The sequence below is a fragment of the Aeromonas sp. 160P genome (assembly GCF_055193095.1).
Window position 1 is genome coordinate 1,941,330 of sequence record NZ_JBUXKV010000001.1, and the last position, 18,475, is coordinate 1,959,804.

The following is an 18,475-nucleotide window of genomic DNA, read 5'->3' on the forward strand; positions in this document are numbered from 1 at the left end:
TCACCGGCGAACGGTGAGGCACATCACGGGGTTGTGGCTACCCCGTATCGAGGCATGGCCGGACACGGCTGTCCGGCCGGTATAAGGCTCACCCTCACTCGTAGAGGTAGCAGCGCACGAAGTGGTTGTCGGCAAGCTTGGTGATAGCAGGCAGCGTCTCCTTGCAGCGGGGCATCGCCTGATTGCAGCGCCCGGCAAACGGGCAGCCGCAGGATTCCGGCGTCCAGAGCGGGATCTCCCCCCTGCGGCCACCCTCCAGCTCGGCATGGATGCTCTTCTCCGGGTCGGGCACCGCCGAGATGAGCAGTTGGGTGTAGGGGTGCTGCGGATGGTGCAGGATCTCGTCCACCTCCCCCCACTCCACCATGTGTCCCACATACATCACCGCCAGATCTTCCGCCACATAGCGGGCGGTGGCGATGTCGTGGGTGATGTAGAGCATGGAGACCCCCAGTTCGTTCTTCATCTGCTCCATCAGGTTGAGGATGCCGATGCGAATGGAGACGTCGAGCATGGAGGTGGGCTCGTCCGCCAGCACCACTTCCGCCTCCACCGCCAGATTGCGGGCGATGTTGACCCGCTGGCGCTGGCCGCCGGAGAGCTGGTGGGGGTACTTGGCCGCCGTTGCCTTGGCGGGGGTCAACCCCACCTTCTCCAGCAGGGTGTAAACCATCTCCGGCAGATCTTTTTTGTCGATCACCTTGCTGTGCAGCAGCAGGGGACGGGCGATGTGGTGATAGATGGTGTGGGTCGGGTTGAGCGAACCGAACGGGTCTTGCCACACCATCTGCACGCTCTGGCGATAGTCCAGCAGGGCTGTGCCCTTGTTGAACTCCTCCAGATCGTGGCCGCGATAGAGAATGCGCCCGGCACTGAGCTTGTACATCTTGGCGATGATCTTGGCGATGGTGCTCTTGCCGGAGCCCGACTCCCCGACCACCGCCAGGGCGCGGCCCCGGTGCAGGTTGAAGGTGATGTCGGACAGTGCCCGCATCTTGCCACTCTTGATGGCATTGGAGTTGATGGGGAAGTCCTTGTAGAGGTGCTGGACTTCGATGATGGGTGCATCGGTTTTGGCGATTTGCATGACAGACATCCTTAACAGCCAGCGGCCTTGTCCAGATAGATCACGGAATCTTGTTGCCGCCCCTGCTCTTCATAGAGGTGGCAGGCGGTTTGTTGGCCGGGGCGGATCTCGGCCAATTGGGTGTACTCCTGACGGCAGCGATCGTGCACCTTGCCGCAACGGGCCTGAAAGCGGCAGCCGACTGGCACCTCCAGCAGGTTGAGCGGGGTGCCCGGGATCCCTTCGAGCACCTTCTTCGGCCCGTGCAGGGGCGGGAAGGAGTTGCCGAGCCCCTTGGTATAGGGGTGTAGCGGCGCGGTCAGGATCGCCTTGGAGGGGGCAACCTCAATCAGTTCACCCGCATACATGATGCCGATGCGATCGCAGAACTCCACCATCAAGGAGAGGTCGTGGGTGATGAACAGAATGGAGAAGTTGAACTTCTCTTTCAGGGCGTACACCTTCTGCAGGATCTCCCGCTGCACCACTACATCGAGCGCCGTGGTTGGTTCATCCATGATCAGCAGTTCGGGGTTGAGCGCCATGGCGATGGCGATCACCAGCCGCTGGCGCATGCCGCCGGAGAACTGGTGGGGGTAATCCTTGAGCCGGCTCGGGTGGATATCGACGATGGTGAGCAGCTCCTGAGCGCGCTTGATCGCCTCGTAACGGGTCATGCCGGGGTTGTGGGCCAGCAGCACGTCGCAGAACTGCTCCTCCATCCGCAACACAGGGTTCAAGGCGTTCATGGCGGACTGGAACACCACTGATACTTGCTGCCAGCGGTAGGAGCGCAGCCGCTCCTCGTTGTAGTGGAGGATGTTCTCCCCCTTGAACAGGATCTCGCCGCCGCTGATGTAAGCGGGCGGCTTGTGCAGCCGGGCCACCGAGAAGGCGACGGTGGATTTGCCGCAGCCCGACTCACCGGCGAGACCGAAGATCTCGCCCTGTCTGATATCGAAGCTCACCGAGTTGACGGCGCGCACGTCGCCATTTTCGGTGATGTAGTCGACGCAAAGATTGCGTACTGACAGCAGGGGATGCTTGTTCATGCTGTCTTCTCCTGTGCTGCAGAGAGCGGTGTTGCGACCGGTGTGGCCAGTTTCTTCCAGCGATTGAGCCCTTTGTGGGAGCGCAGCTGCGGGTTGGCGATCTCGTCGATGGCAAAGTTGAGCAGGGCCAGGCCCGCGCCCAGGGTAGCTATGGCGAAGCAGGGTGCCAGGATCTCCCACCAGGCGCCGATCAGGATGGCACTGGAGGTCTGGGCGTTGTAGAGCATGATGCCCCAGCTCACTACGGTCGGATCGCCGAGCCCCAGGAACTCCAGGGTCGCTTCGGTGACGATGGCGTAGATGATCGAGCCGATGAAGCTCACCCCGATGATGGAGATGAGGTTGGGCAGGATCTCCACCAGAATGATGCGCCAGGCCGGCTCACCCAGCACTTCGGCGGCGATGACGAACTCTTTCTCCCGCAGGGCCAGGGTCTGGGCGCGGATCACCCGCGCGCCATAGGCCCACGAGGTCAACCCTATTATCACGGCAATCACCGTCGGTGACGCCTCCCCGATAAAGCTCGCCAGCACCAGTAGCAAGGGGAGGTTGGGGATCACCAGCACCACGTTCATCAAAAAGGTGAGGCACTCATCGATCATGCCGCCGAAGTAACCGGCAGTGATGCCAATCGCCACCGCCAGGGTGCAGACCAGGATACCGGCACTGAAGCCAACCAGCAGCGAGATCCGGGCGCCGTTGGTGAACTGGGCCCAGATATCGTGGCCCATGCGGGTGGACCCCATCACGAACTCGGCACTGGGTGGCTGGTGCGGGCGGGCCACCCGTTTGGTCGGCTCGTTGCTGGCCAGTATCGGGGCAAAGATGGCCATCAACACGAAGGCTACTACTATGGCGAGGCCGCAGGCGGCTTTGCGGTTGCCCAACAAGATTTTCAGAATAGTCGGCATACGCATCTTATTTGCCTCCTGAACGCAGACGGGGATCCAGGAAGACGTAGAGCACGTCGGCTAGGAAGTTAAAGGTGAGCATGGTGATGGTCATGATGAGCAGCTGCCCCTGAATAAGCGGGTAGTCGCGCGCCAGAATGCCCTGATAGAGGGTCAGTCCCAGCCCCGGATAGTTGAAGATTACCTCGGTGATGAGGGAGCCACCAATGACGAAACCGAGTGCCATGGAGAGGGCGGTAACGCTCGGCAGTATGGCGTTGCGGGCGCCGTAGTTGAAGATCACCCGGTTGCTGGAGAGTCCCTTGGCCTTGGCCATGGTGATGTAATCCTCACCGAGCAGGTTGATCATGTTGTTGCGCATGGTGATGAGGAAGCCCCCCACCTGCACGATGGCCAGGGTCAGCACCGGCATGATGGCGTGAGTCATGATGCTCTTGATGTGCTCCCAGCCAAAGTCCGCCGGGATCTCCGGGCTGTAGGCGTAGCCGATGGGCAGCCACTCCAGGCTGACCCCGAACAGGAACAGGGCGAGCAGCGAGACCACCACCGGCGGAATGGCCTGCATCACCAGGGTGAGCGGGGAGAGAATACTGTCCATCCGGCCACCGCGATACCAGGCGGCGAAGATGCCGACGATGGAACCGATGGAGAAGCTCAGAATGGTGGAGGTGCCGACCAGAAACAGGGTCCAGCCAATGGCACGGCCCAGCACGTCAGAGACCTGCTGCGGGTAGAAACGCACCGAGGTGCCGAGATCCCAGGTGAAGACACTCTTCACATAGGTGAGAAATTGGGTGCCGATGGGGCCGTCAACAAAACCGAAAGTGGCTTTGAGGGCTTCCAGGGCGGCGGGTTCCATCATGGCGCCAGCGCGGGCAAACATCACGGAGACAGGATCGCCAGGCATGGCTCGAGGTAACAGGAAGTTGATGGTGGCGGCGACCAGAAAGGCCACCAGATAGAAGGAAAATCGTCTCAGTATGAATCCCATGATAGTACCTTTTACTGCAAGCCTGCCCCGCGTCGGGTATAGCTACCCCAACCCCGGCAGAGCCGGGCAAGAAGGGGATTAACGGGGAAGATGGCCCCCCGCAGGGGGCCGGATTGTTTAGCTGTTTGGCTTGAGGGACAACACGTGCAGCAGACGCTCAGGGGTGTCCGGGTGGAGCTGAGGTTTGGCTACCGGGTTATCAGCACTGAACCAGCCGTTGAAGCGCTTGGTGCTGTACTCATACCAGGTCGGGTTGTTGAAGACCGGAATAATGGTCTGGTTGGCACCAACACGATCCTGAATGGCGAACATGATCTCCTTCTGCTTGGCCGCATCGGCGGTCTGGGTGAAGTCGTCGATCAATGTGTCGAGCGCGGGATCCTTGAAGCGGGGGGCCGCGAAGCGGTTGCCACGGTCACCCATGTTGCGGGAGTGGAACGCGGTCTCGAAGTACTTGTGCGGGTTGGCACCGGCAAAGTAGCCCTGCAGCGCCACGTCAAAGTCACCGGTGATCAGGTTCTCGGTCCAGACGGTGGCTTCCGGGGTGGAGGTCTTGGCGTTCAGACCCAGTGCCTGCAGCCCTTCTACGCCGATCTGTACTGTGTTGACCCAGTCAGTCCAGCCGTTCGGCACCAGTACCTTGAACTCGATCTTTTTGCAGCTCGGGGTGTCGAGGAACTTGTCGCCATCACAATCCTTGTAACCGGCCTCTTTCAGCATGGCCTTGGCCGCTTCCAGATCGAACTTGTTGTACTTGCCGTACTTCTTGTCCACTTCCGGGTTGTTCCAGGAGTCGAAGGCTTTACCCAGACCTGACGGGTATTCGTTGACGGTGGGGTAGCCGTAGCCCGCGATATCCACCATGGACTGGCGGTCCATCGCCATGGAGAAGGCGCGACGGAAGTTGATGTCGTTGAAGGCTTCGTTGTTACCCGGGTTCTTGGTCTGGAAGTTGACGTTAAACGCTACGGTGCCGGAGGCCGGGAACCAGTATTTGTTGTTCTTCGGATCGTTGCCGACGTAGAGGCGCTCGATGTCCGGTACGAAGGAGCCGAACCAGTCGATGTCACCCTTCATGACCGCAGCCAGCACCTGGTCGTTGGTGGCCATTTGCGGCATACGCAGGCAGTCGATGGCCAGGTTGGCGTTATCCCAGTAGTGCGGGTTGCGGCACTGGGTATAGAGCTGGGCGGAGAAGTTGTCCACTTCGGTGAATGGGCCGGTACCGACCGGTTTGTCGTTGGTGAAGGCAACCGGGTCTTGCACCGATTTCCACTGATGCTCCGGCACTATGGGTACCAGCACCAGATCATTCACCACGTTGGTGTTGACCTCGGCCAGCTCGAACTTGACCTTGTTGGGAGCCAGCTTCTCGATGCTCTTGATCTGGGTCCAGATTGAGCGCTCATCCAGCGCCTTGTTGGCCTTGACCAGATTGAAGGAGAAGATGATGTCATCGGCATCAAATGCTTCGCCGTCAGACCACTTCACGCCGTCACGGAGATCGAAGGTGACGGATTTCAGGTCATCGCTGAACGCATAGTTGGTGGCCAGACGATAGACGGGTTTGCCCCCTTGCATATCGTTGAAGATCACCAATGGCTCATAGATGAAGTGGCGGGTAGTGTGCAGCAGGCCCGCTTGCAGGAAGGGGTTGAAGTTCTTGACCCAGGCGGTCTCTTGTTGCGCGACCATGGTCAGTACGGTTTTGTTGTCTGCGGCCATGACGTTGCTGGCAGCGCCGGCAAGCATCATGGTTCCCAGCATTACAGCGGTAGAGATTTTGGATACTTTGGCAAGCATATGTTTTCCTTTCTTATTTTTTGGCATTCCTGAGGGATTCGCCTTGTTTTGTGTGAGCACCGACGTCGCATGCTGATGAGGTCGGCCCTCGGTGTTGGTCAGGTGTCTAACCTTTGTCGTTCTGTTTTCCAACGCCCTTAGCAAACCAGACTTAACAGAAAAACAACAACTATTGATTTCGTTGTTTCCGTAAAAATTGACGAGGTTACGTCAAACCCGTCAAAATCTGTTTTTATCAGTTTAAAATCATGGCTTTATGTTATTTGCTTTCGCGTAAGAAGTGGCGGTAAAAAAGCGGTAGATGACAAATTTGTGAATTGGATCTGCTCGCTGTCGCAGGGCTTTACGAGGCTTTGTTTTGCGCAAAAAGAAACCGGCTTGCCAACTGTGACCCAGCGCCCGTTTCGGGCACAGGGTCACACCTTGCGATTGGCGAGTTGACGCAGGGTTTGGGCGCTGTGTTGCAGCTGCTGGCGCTGGTGGTCATTGAGCGGGCAGTGACCCAGCACGTACTCGGTGGTGGCCACCACTGTCTTCCAGCGCGGTGATTTGGGCAGGGTATCCAGACTCAGGTATTTATCGAGGGTGCGGGTCTGCGGGCTGGATCTGTCCATATAGACCCGCCACAGCTTGCTCTTCTCCGCCAACACGATCTTGCCCTTGCCGGTGCCCTGCTGCCAGGCATCCAGGGTGAGCTGCATGGTCTCTACCAGCGCCCGGCGTAGCGGCTCGTCATCCTGCTGGCGAATGAGGTCATCGGCCAGCGAGCGGAACTCGCCGCCAAGGCGGCTCAACTCGCCCAGCAGCTGCTCATCCTCGATGATGGCCTGCCGCGAGAGGTTCTTGAGGGCATTTTCCAGCGCCATCACCCGGTTCTCATCCTGACGCAGCTCGGTGCTGAGGGTGAGGGCAAAGGCCGCTTGTCCCCCCAGTGCGATGGGCAGGGCACGGGCATGGAGCAGGTCTTTCTGCCCGGCCACCAGAAACTCCAGATTGTGCTCCCGCTCGCTGGCAAGGTTGGGCCACTGCTGTTGCAGCGGGGTGGCCAGCCACTCATCAAGGCGTTGCCCCTCCATGGCTGTCGGCTCCTGGCCCAGCAAGCGCGCCAACACCCGGGAGGCAAACAGCACTGTACCCTGCTCGTCGATGAAGACCATGGGGTCGGCCCCTTCGCCGAGCAGGGCCAGCAGCCGCTGCTGATCCTGATGCAGCCGATCCTGCAGGGTCAGGCGATGTTCGATCTCCTGTTTCAGCAGCCGGTTTTCAACCAGTGAAGCGCGGCCAGCCTTGGCCTCCAGCAGCGCCTTGACCCGGGCAAACAGCTCCTCCTTGCAGAAGGGTTTGACCAGATAGTCGTTGGCACCGGCGCCAAAGCCCTCTTCGATATCCTTGGGCTGGTTGAGGGCGGTGAGCAGCAGCACCGGCAGCATCTCTTTCGGGTGCTGCTGGCGCAGGCGGCGGCAAACATCAAACCCGGAGAGGGTCGGCATCATCACATCGAGCAGAATGAGATCGACCGGCTCCTCGGCCAGCTTGGCCAGTGCATCGTGGCCGTCGCTGCTGGGCAGAATGCGGTAACCGCAGGGCTGCAGCAGATGACGCAGGATGTGCAAATTAATGGGTTCGTCATCCACCACCAGAATGAGCGGCGCATCCGCAGGGGGCGGGGGCAGATCATCGCTCTCCCAGTCCGGCAGGATCAGCGGCTGCTGGCGCACCAGTTGATGTTCGATCTGGCGGCTGTCCAGAGTCAGGCTGGCGGCTTTGCCGGTGGCCAGCGGCAGAGTAAAGGCGAAGGTGGAGCCGACGCTCGGCTCGCTCTCGACGAACAGCTCGCCTCCCATCAGATGCACCAGCTGGCGGGTGATGGAGAGGCCAAGGCCCGCCCCTTGCTTGCTCACCTCCGGGCTCATCTGTACCAGCGGTTCGAAGATGTGTTCCAGATAATCCTGGGCGATGCCGATGCCGGTGTCGGTCACCTTGATGCGCAGGAAGTTGTTTTCCACGATGGCACTGAGTACCACCTTGCCCTGTGGTGTGTACTTGATGGCGTTGCCCACCAGGTTGTAGAGCACCTGTTCGAGTCGCTGTTCATCGGCCTGTACCGGCGGCAGTTCGGCCGGGCTGATATCCACCAGCGTGAGCGGTTTGGCCTGCACCAGATGCTGGCAGAGATCCAGCACCAGCCGGATGACCCCCTTGGAAGAGACTGGCTGAGGGTGGATCTCCAGCTGGCCGTAACGCATCTGGTGGTAGTCGAGCAGATCGTCCACCAGCCGGGCCAGGCCGTCGGCACTCTTGATGATGAGGCCAAGCTGCTTTTGCTGCCCTTCCGTGAGGCTCTGCTGGCTGGCGAGCATCGACTCTGCCATCCCCTTGATACCGTGAATGGGGGTGCGCAACTCGTGGGAGGTGTTGGCCAGCAGTTCATCTTTGAGCTTGTCGGCCTGTTGCAGGCTGAGGTTCTGTTTGTGGGTCAGCTTGACCTGTTGTTGCAACTCCTGGGTCTGCTGCTCGATCAGTTCAATCTTCTCTTTGACCGAACGCTGCATATGGCGAAATGCTTCCGCCAGCCGGTCGATGTCATCGCCGGTGCGGGCAATGGCGATCGGGTGATCCAGCGCGCCGTCAGCCACTTGCTCGGCAGCCGCAGTCAGGGAGCGCAGCGGCGCGGTAATGGAGTGAGAGAGCCAGCGGGAGAAGAGGATCAGCAGCAGCAGGGAGCCAGCCCCCAGCACAATCACCAGGGTCTCGAGTTGGCGGATCGGGCCATAAGCCTCCCGCGTCGACACTTCGGCGATAAAGGCCCACTCGGTGTCGAACACCTTGACCTGGGTGTAGGCGGCCAGCACTTCGTCATCCTGATAGGATCTGAACAGTCCGACCCCTTGCTCACCCGACAGCGTTTTGGTGATCAGCGGGGTTTGTAATGGTCTGAAATTGGGGCTGAAGCTGTTCTCGACGCTGAACTCCGGTGCCAGCCAGGCATCGGCGCGCATCCGTTTGTCGGGGCCAATCAAAATGGTCTCGCCGGTTTCTCCCAGTCCTTCCCGCTCCGCCATGATCTGGTTGAGCTTGTCTGGCAGCAGTTCGAAAATCACCACGCCCCGTACATAGTCGTACTGCATCACCGGGGCTGCCATGTAGGCCACTATCTGGCCGGTCAGTTCATTGCGGCCAAAATCGGTGAATTCGAAAATCTGCTGCGGCTTTTGGCCACCATCGAGGCGGCGCTTGATCTTGGCGAAGGTCTGGCCCAAGCCGCTGGCCTGATAGGGGCCGGAGAGCAGATTGGTGGCAAAGTTCGGGTGCTTGGTGACCGAATAGACCACGTCACCGTTGAGATCCACCAGAAAGATGTCGCTGTAGTTGGACTTGCGCACCATATCGGCATAGCCGCGATGAAAGCGCTGATGGACCCGGCCATACATTTCATCAGCCAGGATCACGGCGCTGATGGAGGGCTCGATCTCCACCTGGGGTTCCGGTTTTTGCAGTTGATCCCAGGAGCCAGGCAGATAGCGGGCCTGGGCGCGGGAGCGGGCTTCCTGTGGTGTGGTGCCGAGCTTTTCGAAGGCGCCGGTGAAACCGTAGAAGCGGCCGATACTGTTACCGGCAAAGTCCTGCTGGGAGAAGTTGATAATCTGCTCTTTGAGGTTGTTGAAGTAATCCTCGAGCTGACTTTTCTTGATATTACGGACCGAGACCAGATGGTTGGAGGTCTGGGTGGTGAGGTCCTTGCCGTGGCTGTAGAGGAAGAAGAGGGTGATGACCAGGAATGGCACCATCCCCAACATGAAAAAAGCCAGCATTAGCTGCGGCCTGAGTCCACGAAGCTTGAAGATCCATTTCATCTTGTGATTTTCAATTGAGAATCCGGTTATTAAGCCGTTCAAGTTTCGAACTAAAGCCTAATCATTTCAATGACTTTATCCCAAATTCGCTTGGTGGGTCACAGCTGGGTGAGGAAATTTACAGCAAACCGTTTAAACCCTGAGCAAACAGTTGGCCAGGGGGCTTAAAATGACAAAAAAGGGTTGTGCTGGCGCTCGTGATACGTATAATTCGCCTCGTTGTCAGGCAACTGGCACGCGGCAGTAAAGCGGGAATAGCTCAGTTGGTAGAGCACGACCTTGCCAAGGTCGGGGTCGCGAGTTCGAGTCTCGTTTCCCGCTCCAATTTTCCATCGCACCAACGATGGATATCACTTTCAAGACAATCAGTCTTGTCAGCATGGCGCGTTAGCAAAGCGGTTATGCAGCGGATTGCAAATCCGTTTAGTCCGGTTCGACTCCGGAACGTGCCTCCATATTCTTCCTCTCCTTTTTAATAAAATCCCTTATTAGTTCCTCGTGGTCAGTACCCTTGCTGCACCAGCAGTTGTTCGCATCCTGCCTGTTTCCACTCCCGCTCAAGATAGTGGTTCACATCCGCCATGTTTTGCCCCCGATATTGAAACTGCACCTCGGCGCTGTGTTGGCTGAGATCCGCAATCCGTTGTTTCAGCGCACCACATTGCCACAGACTGACGGTGGGTACGCCAGGTTCCGACAACACGATGGCATCGTCTCTATTGAGTTGCCACTCCTCCAGTTGGGTCCAGCTCAGGGCTGCCATCAGCGCCAGCATTGCTACTTCTGTCAGTTTCATCTGTGTGTTCCTTCACCATGTTTCGCCAGTGATAACTGTGGCAAAGCGCACGATTTTCGCAAATGTGTTAATTGTTGGTTAATGACGTAAATTGTTGTCATAAAATCCATCAAAGCGCCCTTTTTTATGAAAAAAGAGGTCATTTTTGTAGTAATCCTACATGGGGAGGAGTAATCTTTACTCAGTGGTCTTACCAGTAGGAGTTGCATCATGTTTCATCCCTTTTCCCTGACTCAGATTATTCTTCGTCGCATCTATGTACTGCTGGTGGGGACTCTGGCTTTCCCCGTGATGCTGTTTCGCAGTGATCGCGCCCGCTTTTACAGTTATCTGCACCGGATCTGGAACAAAACCAGCACCAAGCCGGTGTGGCTCAAAATGAGCGAACGCGGCGAGCGGATCTTCTACTAAAGCCCCTTCACGCTATTTAAAAAAAAGAGAGACAGCTGCGGCTGTCTCTCTTTTTTTATCTCTCTGCGGCCAGCAGACGCACCACATTTGAGCCATCTTGCTAGCCGGATGTTGCTCGCATCTTGTACTTGGCCCTGCCTGTTGGTAGGGCTTTTTTACGTATTAAACACGCTTGGGGGATAGGTGTGCGGCACCGGCCATGGCGGCTGAGGGGAAGGAGTGACAGAGGCGTGGCGCAACTGCACAAGTAAAAAGAGGCAAAGACGCTGGAGGCGATCAACCCAGTAAAGTGTGTCGTCGGGTGGCAGGGAAGGGCGATGATCAGGATTGGCTTATAGGTGCCAGAGTGCGGCTTGTCGATCCACATGACGCCGATAGCATTGGATAACCACTGCACCTGTTAGTTTAAAATGCTGCACATATAGGAAACTGTGAATTTTAATATGGTTATCATGGTTATAAATCCACATAGATCACAGATATACACGCCAGCAGGCGGTAGGATGCCTCGACTGGCACTAACAATAAGCGAGAAAAATAACCATGCACTTCACTCTCAAACTGAGCGCGGTGGCAGTACTGCTTGCGCTCTCCGGATGCCAAAGCAGTGACGACAGCACCCCCGGTGATGTCAATCTGCGGCTGATGGAGACCTCCGACATTCACTCCAACCTGCTGAGCTTCGACTACTACCAGAACAAACGAGATGACTCACTGGGTCTTGCCCGCACGGCCTTGCTGATCAAGACGGCCCGTGACGAGAACAGCAACAACCTGCTGATCGACAACGGTGACCTGATCCAGGGCACTCCCCTGTCTGACTATGTCTTTGCCCAATACAAGGGCGACCCCGATTATCTGAACAAGTCGGCAGGTCACCCCGCCATCAAGGTACTCAACGAGCTGAAATATGACGTGGGCAACCTCGGCAACCACGAATTCAACTATGGCCTTGAGTATCTGGCGAAAACCCTCTCTGCTGCCAACTACCAGGTCGTGAACGCCAACGTGTTTGATGGCAACACCCTCAAGCGCGGCAGTGATGGCAAGATCGACTGGAATGCCATGCCCCAGCACTTCAAACCCTATGTGTTGCTGGATCGTCAGGTAAAAGATGCCAACGGCAATATGCAGACCATCAAGGTCGGTGTGTTGGGGGTGAACCCGCCCCAGATCCTCCAGTGGGATAAGCACAACCTCGAGGGCAAGGTGGTGGTGGCTGACATGGTCGAGACCGCCGAGCACTATATTCCCGAGATGCGTGCCAAGGGGGCCGATCTGGTGGTGATTGCGGCGCACTCCGGTATTACCGGCACACCGCAAGAGCCCTTGATGGAGAATGCCGCTATCTATCTTGCTCAGGTGAAGGGGCTGGACGCCCTGCTGCTGGGCCATGCCCACAAAGCCTTCCCGGGTGAGTATCCCGATATCGAGAACGTGGACAACAAAACAGGCAAGATTGCCGGTGTCCCGGCGGTTATGCCCGGCGTGACCGGCAACCACCTTGGCATCATTGATCTCAAGCTGACCCACAAGGATGGGCGTTGGCAGGTGGCTGAGAGCCACTCCGAACTGCGCAAGATCAAAACGCTGCCAAGCGGTGAGGAGGATCAGGGGGTCGTGAATCTGATCCAGACCGTTCACGATGAGACCATTGAGTGGCTGAGCCTGCCCATCGGTAAGTTGATCTCACCGATCCAGAGCTTCTTCTCCGTCGCACTGGATGATGCCTCCATTCAAATCGTGAGCGATGCCCAGCAGTGGCACGTCGAGCAGATTAAAGCGGAGTGTCTGAAGCAGAACGGGCTTAATTGCGGCCTCAAGGAAGACCTGCCGGTGCTGTCGGCGGCGGCCCCCTTCCGTGGCGGGCGCAACGGCCCCAACGACTACACCTGGGTGCAGGCGGGTGAGATCTCAGGGCGCAACGTTGCGGATCTTTATGTCTTCCCCAATACCGTGCAGGTAGTGAAAGTCGATGGTGCCGCCGTGAAAGAGTGGCTAGAGAAGAGTGCCGTCCAGTATCGTCAGATCGACCTGAATTCCGATCAGGCGCAGTGGCTGGTGGTTGATGATTTCCGTCCCTACAACCTCGATGCGATCAAAGGGGTGCGCTACGAGGTGGATGTCACCCAGCCCGCTCGCTATAACCAGGATGGCAAGAAGATCAGCGACGGTGAGCGGATTAGCCAACTCACCTACAAGGGTCAACCGATCGATCCGCAGCAGAACTTCTATGTGGTCACCAACAACTACCGCGCCAGCGGTGGTGGCAGCTTCCCGGGTATCAACGGCAAGGTGCTGGTACACGAAGATCCGATGGAAACACGTGAAGTGCTCTCTGCCTATGTGAAAGAGCTGACCAGGGCCAACCCGGCCGGTTTTGAGGTCAAAGCCGATAACAACTGGCATCTGAAGCCGTTGCCCGCCAAGACCAAGGTCTACTTCTACTCCTCGCCAAACCCCGAGGTCGAGAAGCTGGCAGGCCCGACTCTGAAACGAGTGGAAGGGGTGGTGCCCAACGATCCCAAGTTTGCCAATCATGGGATCTACCAGCTGTTAGGTCAGTAATACCGGGCGGCCTGCGGGCCGCCTTTTCTTTTTCTTGCCCCTGTCGTGCCGATCACAATGCCGTAAGGTGCAATGAACGAAGTGAATTGCACCGCTTGTTTGGTAACAGAAAAAGTGGTGGCCGGAATGTGGAGGTGCAATGCGCTGCGCTTATTGCACCCTGCCGGGTTGATTACACACATGTCCGAATACGCTTCGCTATTTGAGCTATACGCATGATTTATATGTGGTTTAACCGCGCCGTCAGATGTGACCCTTCTCATACAAAACCACCATTTCTCTCCTGTCTTTTACCCCGCGTGATAGCGGGTTGGCGCGGCGTTGAATGATGCCCGAGCAGGAGGGCATGAGTTCCGGAACGTCTTCATTAGAAAAAACAGTTTATTGCATATGCCATAAACTAGGTGTATATATGGCATATGCCAATTACGGCGGCGTCATGATCAGACTCTTATCGAGCTGAATGATGCGTGACTAAACCAGTAAAAGTTGATGCGTACGGCTCTTCATCTGGTTGCTGCAAGAGGCTGGGAACATGGCCATGCCAACCGGCAAGCCTGCGGGAAGCACCTGAACAAGGGGACGAGCGCAGAGTGGCAAGGGGCAGGGCCTGAATATCAACAGTGATAGCAGGAGGTCAAATGACCATCATCACAGCCATTCCGATGAATGACGACCATATCGCAGGACATTTTGCCAAGGCAGAGCGCTTTGTATTCGTAGATGAACAGGGGAGATCCCTGGCAGAGATCGCCAATCCGGTGGCTGCCAACGAGTGCAAGGGCACGCTGGCGGAGCTGTTCTTGGCTCAGGGGGCATGTCGTATCGTGCTGAAAAATATTGGCAGCAAGATGCTTGGCAAGTTGCTGGGTAGCGGGCTTGTCGTCTATCAGGCCAGTCAGGGGCGTCTCGCTATAGCCGACATGCTGAGTAATGAGTCGGGCAATCTGACCGAGCTGACATCCGCTGAACAGGGCAGCGCATCCCGCTGCGCCGAGGGGACAGGCCATCGCGGCAAGGGGATCCATCAATGCGCTCCCCGTGGTCGCCTTGGCAAAGGGGGTTGCTGCAAGTCAGCCTCCGGACAACAGCAGGGCTGTCAGGGTAACCGTCAGCGCAACCACAAAAAATGTTGTGAAGAGTAAGCACAACCACTAGGCCGAATTGGAGGGGAAAGTTGATGGAAAACCTGAAAGAGGGTAAGCGAATCCCCTCCATAACCAAGATTGCACATATGCCTGTCACACTGTTTTCAATCATCATGGGGCTGACGGGGGCGGCGATTGCCTGCCGCAAGGCATTTCCGGATCTGCTGTTACTGCAGTCGGCAGGGTTCCTGTTCGGGGTTTTGTCATCCCTGCTACTGGCGACTTTTCTGGTGATGTATGGCTGGAAAATTGTCAGACACAATGACGAGTTCCGGCATGAGCTGAAGCACCCGGTCAAGAGACCATGATCTCCCATGCCCGTTGCATGGTGTGCGGCATTCATAACCCGGACTCACTGGGAATTCGCTTTTACCAAGGGGAGGAAGGGGCGACGGAAGGGCTGTTTATTGCCGACGAGCGCCATCAGGGTTACAGCGATATTTTGCATGGCGGCATGACCAGCACCCTGCTCGATGCGGTGATGACACATGCTTTGCTGCAACGGGGAATAAGGGGATTAACAGCGGAGCTGACCGTTCGTTTTATTGCTCCTATCGATATCGGCAGCAAGGTAGCGCTGTCGGCCAGAATAGTCGATCAGCGTCGCGGTATCTATCGCCTGAATGCCGTAGCGTCGGTCGGCGGGATCATTGTTGCAAAAGCATCGGCCAAATTTATCAAGCCGAAAGCCAATGACAGTGCCGTAGCGCCGTAGGGTGCAATGAACGAAGTGAATTGCACCGCTGATTTGGTAACAGCAAGTGTGATGGCTGGAAGGTAGAGGTGATTATGCGAATGTCCGAATACGCTCCGCTATTCGAACCTACGGGCCTGAATTGATCACTGGCTAACGCGCCGTAGGGATTGATTTATCCGGTCTGTTACCAATGACAAAGAGCGCCATAAGGCGCTCTTTGTCATATATAGTTGCCCACGTTACCCCCATTACAGAGAGCAAGGAGCAATCGATGATCATTCGTCAGGCAAGGGCGGCGGATATTCCCGCGTTGGTGGAATTGCGCATGAGGCTTTTTTGCGAAGTGGGGGAGCTGGACCACCCACAGGCAGATCCGGTTTTGTGGCAGGCGACTTTTGATTACTTTACCCGGGCTGCGGGAGGCGAGAGCGCATTTTCCTGGCTGGCCGAGGCCGCCAAGCAGGGGGCGGATCCGCAGATTGTGGCGGCGGGCACCTTGGCGCTGTTTGTGCGGCCACCCTATCCCGGCAATCTGGCGGGGGTGGAGGGGTATCTGCTCAACATGTATACCCTACCGGAATGGCGTCAGCAGGGGCTCGCCACCGCCTTACTCGATGCAATTACTGCTTATGCCAAGGCACGTGAGCTGGGCAAGGTGTGGCTGCATGCCAGCGATCAGGGGCGTCCCCTCTATGAGCGGATCGGTTTTGTCGCCAATCCGGACTATCTGGAGTGGCGACCTGATGCAGGCTAGCCCGTAGATTAGCGCAGCGTAATCGGACGTTCGTGAGGCAACTATCAAAAGTGCCGTAGGGTGCAATGAACGAAGTGAATTGCACCGCTTGTTTGGTAACACAAAGTGTGGCGTCTGGAAGGCCGAGGTGATTACGTGAATGTTCGAATACGCTTCGCTATTCGAACCTGGGTGATTCCCATCTTTGCCAGCTCGTGTTGCGTCATCCAGTTCCCCGTTCGCTATGAATGGCCAGTTGCGTGAGATAGCTATTTACCGCTTCGCGAGTCGTGAAACAGCGCTTATCGTTTGGGAATCGTTCAAACAGTTCGCGATGGAATTGGCGGGAGCTTTTGCTGGCTCGCTGCGCATATTCCGATGCCCATACCAGCAGTTGTTGAAAGTTCTCTTCGGCTGCTGTTTCATCGCGTTGCCTGGCGCTTTGTGAACCGCGCGATAGCAGTGAATCCCGGCATACCGACCAGTCGAGATCCAGAAAGAGCAAGATATCGGCGGCATCAAGCAGCTGTTCGGCCAGGGCACCAAATACCCCTTCGACCACCCATTCAGGCTCTTGGGCAAGTATTTGAATGGCATGGTCAATCTCATGCTGGGGCCGTTTTTGGTTAAAGCCGCCCGGCTGCCAGACAAGGGTATCGAGATTGACCTCGCGGATAGTTAACCGCTTAGCCAGCTGCGCCGCCAACCAGCTCTTGCCCGATCCCGAGTTGCCAATAATCAGAATACGTTTCATCTATGAGCGCTCTTTTCTGGAACAGATATCTGGAGGCTGGAAAGTAGAGATGCAATGCGCTGCGCTTATTGCACCCTACAGGATTGATATTGATTACGCGAGAATCTGAATGCGCTTAAAAATTCAAGTTTGCAGGTTAACTTTTGGCTATCGCTTCTGGAAGATAAAGCCAGCGGACAAGAGGACCTTTTCTGGAGGTAAAGCGAATTTTAATCCAATCCTCTTTCTGCTCGAGGATTTCTACTTTGTCATTATGAATTAGATAGGCTTTGGTCTTTGATGTTTTTTCAGGTGATGAGTAGAGAAACACTTTCTCGGATGTGACTGGCCAGAGAATTTTCTTGCCATCAAAGTCAATCGCAACGGTGTCCAGTTTATTACCCTTCTGATTAAATGTGTGCTCGTAAAGAGGGAAGGTCTCAATCTCGGAGTTTTGGATCTGATACTCTGTTGTTTTATATAGCCAGAGTTCACCTTGTGAATTATATTGGTAAGTATCGTAATACCATACAGGGCCGGAGCGGCAAGAGCTAACCAAAGAAAGCTCGTCTGAGCGAACTGCAAGGTTATAGAGAACCCCGCAGGCAGAGGTTGACATTTTATAATTCGCAAATTTTAATTCTTTAAATGTCGTATTTATATTTTCATACAAGAATACATAAAAGACAGTATTTACCATACCAAGAGAGTTAGTAATGGCGATATCTTTGTAACCGTCAAAGTTGAAATCTTTTCTGATAATGTCAGATTGCAGTTCATCATCTACACATATCAGTTTTTCTTTCTCTTTCCCTGCAGCCAAAAAATAATAACAGTCATTCTCTTTTTGTATTTCAATTTTTACTCCGTCAATCATATAAGATGAGTTTGTCTTTGCAGAGACGGAGAAACATAAGAATAAAGCTGTAATGATGATAAGATATTTCATGGTAATTTATTCTTCTGCGTGAATCTTTGTAAAGTGTTGCTTCGTAGCTTATTTTCTGTCTTGGACAGTTTTTATAAGTGTGAGCTGGTTTTTATCAATAATGTAATAATTTGTGTAATAAATAAAAGATTTTCCATCTTGACTATTTTCAACTTTAATCGTTGTGAGAAGGCGGCTATCAATTTGGGGAGACTCTATCCATTCTCCCACACGGGTATCAGAATCATTACTCACATCATATGAGCTATAGGCATTAAATACCGCATCTACTACCTTGCCCGTGCGTTTGTTGACAAGGACTTGATTATAACAACCTGATGAACCACATCCCCAGCCTGTCAGTACATACTCACCAGCATATACAGGCTTTTGTGACAAAGCCGCGGTAAGTCGGGTACGGAATGTTCTGGCCAATTCAGAGTCGAGTGAAAGCTTGGCTGGTTTACCTTTATATCCGGCTGGTGCAGGGTAGTCCTCTTTCTGGGGTAGCACTTGAGAGCTGGCTTCATTAGCAAATGAGAGTTGGCTGGATAATCCGAGGAAAAACAATAAATAAATTACGCGTGCTTTCATAATTTTTTGTCTTGATATTTAAAGTTGTAGTACCGTAGGGTGCAATGAACGGAGTGAATTGCACCGCTTATTTGGTCACAGAAAGTGTGGTGGTTAGAAGGTAGAGGCGATTATACGAGTTACCGAAAATGCTTCATTGATCGAACCTACGAACTAAGAATGCGAAGATTAATATGGGAGCTGGGATGTC

The 18,475-nt window shown here is 55.5% G+C and carries 17 protein-coding genes and 2 tRNA genes; 8 read left to right on the forward strand and 11 right to left on the reverse strand.

The genetic code is table 11. The features are described from left to right. Positions 1-94: 94 nt before the first annotated feature. The 6 genes from ACY8FN_RS09180 to ACY8FN_RS09205 form a co-directional block, all read right to left on the reverse strand. A complete protein-coding gene (locus ACY8FN_RS09180; RefSeq protein WP_101318281.1) occupies positions 95-1,087 on the reverse strand; it encodes an ABC transporter ATP-binding protein in 993 nt (330 codons plus the stop codon). Positions 1,088-1,098: 11 nt separating this feature from the next. Then, complete coding sequence (locus ACY8FN_RS09185) at positions 1,099-2,118, reverse strand: ABC transporter ATP-binding protein (protein ID WP_463099818.1); 1,020 nt, start codon at positions 2,116-2,118, stop codon at positions 1,099-1,101. Further along, complete coding sequence (locus ACY8FN_RS09190) at positions 2,115-3,035, reverse strand: ABC transporter permease (protein ID WP_101325352.1); 921 nt, start codon at positions 3,033-3,035, stop codon at positions 2,115-2,117. The genes ACY8FN_RS09185 and ACY8FN_RS09190 overlap by 4 nt, the downstream gene beginning before the upstream one ends. Before the next feature lies 1 nt (position 3,036). Further along, positions 3,037-4,020, reverse strand: a complete 984-nt coding sequence (locus ACY8FN_RS09195; protein ID WP_101318277.1) for an ABC transporter permease — start codon at positions 4,018-4,020, stop codon at positions 3,037-3,039. Between the two features lie 117 nt (positions 4,021-4,137). Continuing rightward, the gene (locus ACY8FN_RS09200; RefSeq protein ID WP_463099819.1) at positions 4,138-5,823 is read right to left on the reverse strand and encodes an ABC transporter substrate-binding protein; all 1,686 of its coding nucleotides are present in this window, start codon (positions 5,821-5,823) and stop codon (positions 4,138-4,140) included. A gap of 416 nt (positions 5,824-6,239) precedes the next feature. Continuing rightward, positions 6,240-9,677 (reverse strand): hybrid sensor histidine kinase/response regulator, encoded by a 3,438-nt coding sequence (locus ACY8FN_RS09205; protein ID WP_463099820.1) that lies wholly within the window; start codon positions 9,675-9,677, stop codon positions 6,240-6,242. 248 nt (positions 9,678-9,925) lie between these two features. Here ACY8FN_RS09205 and ACY8FN_RS09210 point away from each other — a divergent pair. Further along, a tRNA-Gly gene (locus tag ACY8FN_RS09210) sits at positions 9,926-10,001 on the forward strand. Positions 10,002-10,058: 57 nt separating this feature from the next. Further along, positions 10,059-10,132, forward strand: a tRNA-Cys gene (locus ACY8FN_RS09215). A 47-nt stretch (positions 10,133-10,179) separates the two neighbouring features. Here the strand turns inward: ACY8FN_RS09215 and ACY8FN_RS09220 are convergent. Beyond that, a complete protein-coding gene (locus ACY8FN_RS09220) occupies positions 10,180-10,473 on the reverse strand; it encodes a hypothetical protein (protein WP_101325348.1) in 294 nt (97 codons plus the stop codon). 210 nt (positions 10,474-10,683) lie between these two features. Between ACY8FN_RS09220 and ACY8FN_RS09225 the strand changes: the two genes are divergently transcribed. Both ACY8FN_RS09225 and ACY8FN_RS09230 read left to right on the forward strand, forming a co-directional pair. Further along, positions 10,684-10,884 carry a YbfA family protein gene (locus tag ACY8FN_RS09225; protein ID WP_042020622.1) on the forward strand — a complete coding sequence of 67 codons (201 nt, stop codon included), beginning with the start codon at positions 10,684-10,686 and terminating at the stop codon, positions 10,882-10,884. 543 nt (positions 10,885-11,427) lie between these two features. Beyond that, a complete protein-coding gene (locus ACY8FN_RS09230) occupies positions 11,428-13,452 on the forward strand; it encodes a bifunctional 2',3'-cyclic-nucleotide 2'-phosphodiesterase/3'-nucleotidase (RefSeq protein ID WP_463099821.1) in 2,025 nt (674 codons plus the stop codon). Here the strand turns inward: ACY8FN_RS09230 and ACY8FN_RS09235 are convergent. Continuing rightward, positions 13,446-13,715: a hypothetical protein gene (locus ACY8FN_RS09235; protein ID WP_463099822.1), complete on the reverse strand. Its 270-nt coding sequence runs from the start codon at positions 13,713-13,715 to the stop codon at positions 13,446-13,448. The genes ACY8FN_RS09230 and ACY8FN_RS09235 overlap by 7 nt on opposite strands. A 378-nt stretch (positions 13,716-14,093) precedes the next feature. Between ACY8FN_RS09235 and ACY8FN_RS09240 the strand changes: the two genes are divergently transcribed. The 4 genes from ACY8FN_RS09240 (at position 14,094) to ACY8FN_RS09255 (ending at position 16,051) form a co-directional block, all read left to right on the forward strand. Further along, a complete protein-coding gene (locus tag ACY8FN_RS09240; protein ID WP_101325346.1) occupies positions 14,094-14,597 on the forward strand; it encodes a NifB/NifX family molybdenum-iron cluster-binding protein in 504 nt (167 codons plus the stop codon). Positions 14,598-14,632: 35 nt separating this feature from the next. Continuing rightward, entirely contained in the window at positions 14,633-14,908 is a 276-nt protein-coding gene (locus ACY8FN_RS09245) for an SLAC1 family transporter (RefSeq protein WP_240037802.1), read from the forward strand. Continuing rightward, positions 14,905-15,315: a PaaI family thioesterase gene (locus ACY8FN_RS09250; RefSeq protein WP_101325345.1), complete on the forward strand. Its 411-nt coding sequence runs from the start codon at positions 14,905-14,907 to the stop codon at positions 15,313-15,315. Before ACY8FN_RS09245 ends, ACY8FN_RS09250 begins: the two co-directional genes overlap by 4 nt. A gap of 253 nt (positions 15,316-15,568) precedes the next feature. Beyond that, on the forward strand, positions 15,569-16,051 hold the full coding sequence (locus ACY8FN_RS09255; RefSeq protein ID WP_463099823.1) for a GNAT family N-acetyltransferase: 483 nt from the start codon (positions 15,569-15,571) through the stop codon (positions 16,049-16,051). A gap of 202 nt (positions 16,052-16,253) precedes the next feature. Here ACY8FN_RS09255 and ACY8FN_RS09260 read toward each other — a convergent pair whose 3' ends face one another. The 3 genes from ACY8FN_RS09260 to ACY8FN_RS09270 form a co-directional block, all read right to left on the reverse strand. Continuing rightward, positions 16,254-16,784: a P-loop NTPase family protein gene (locus ACY8FN_RS09260; RefSeq protein ID WP_463099824.1), complete on the reverse strand. Its 531-nt coding sequence runs from the start codon at positions 16,782-16,784 to the stop codon at positions 16,254-16,256. A gap of 136 nt (positions 16,785-16,920) precedes the next feature. Continuing rightward, positions 16,921-17,712: an XAC2610-related protein gene (locus tag ACY8FN_RS09265; protein WP_463099825.1), complete on the reverse strand. Its 792-nt coding sequence runs from the start codon at positions 17,710-17,712 to the stop codon at positions 16,921-16,923. A 48-nt stretch (positions 17,713-17,760) separates the two neighbouring features. Next, positions 17,761-18,285 carry a hypothetical protein gene (locus ACY8FN_RS09270; RefSeq protein ID WP_463099826.1) on the reverse strand — a complete coding sequence of 175 codons (525 nt, stop codon included), beginning with the start codon at positions 18,283-18,285 and terminating at the stop codon, positions 17,761-17,763. Between the last annotated feature and the right edge of the window lie 190 nt (positions 18,286-18,475).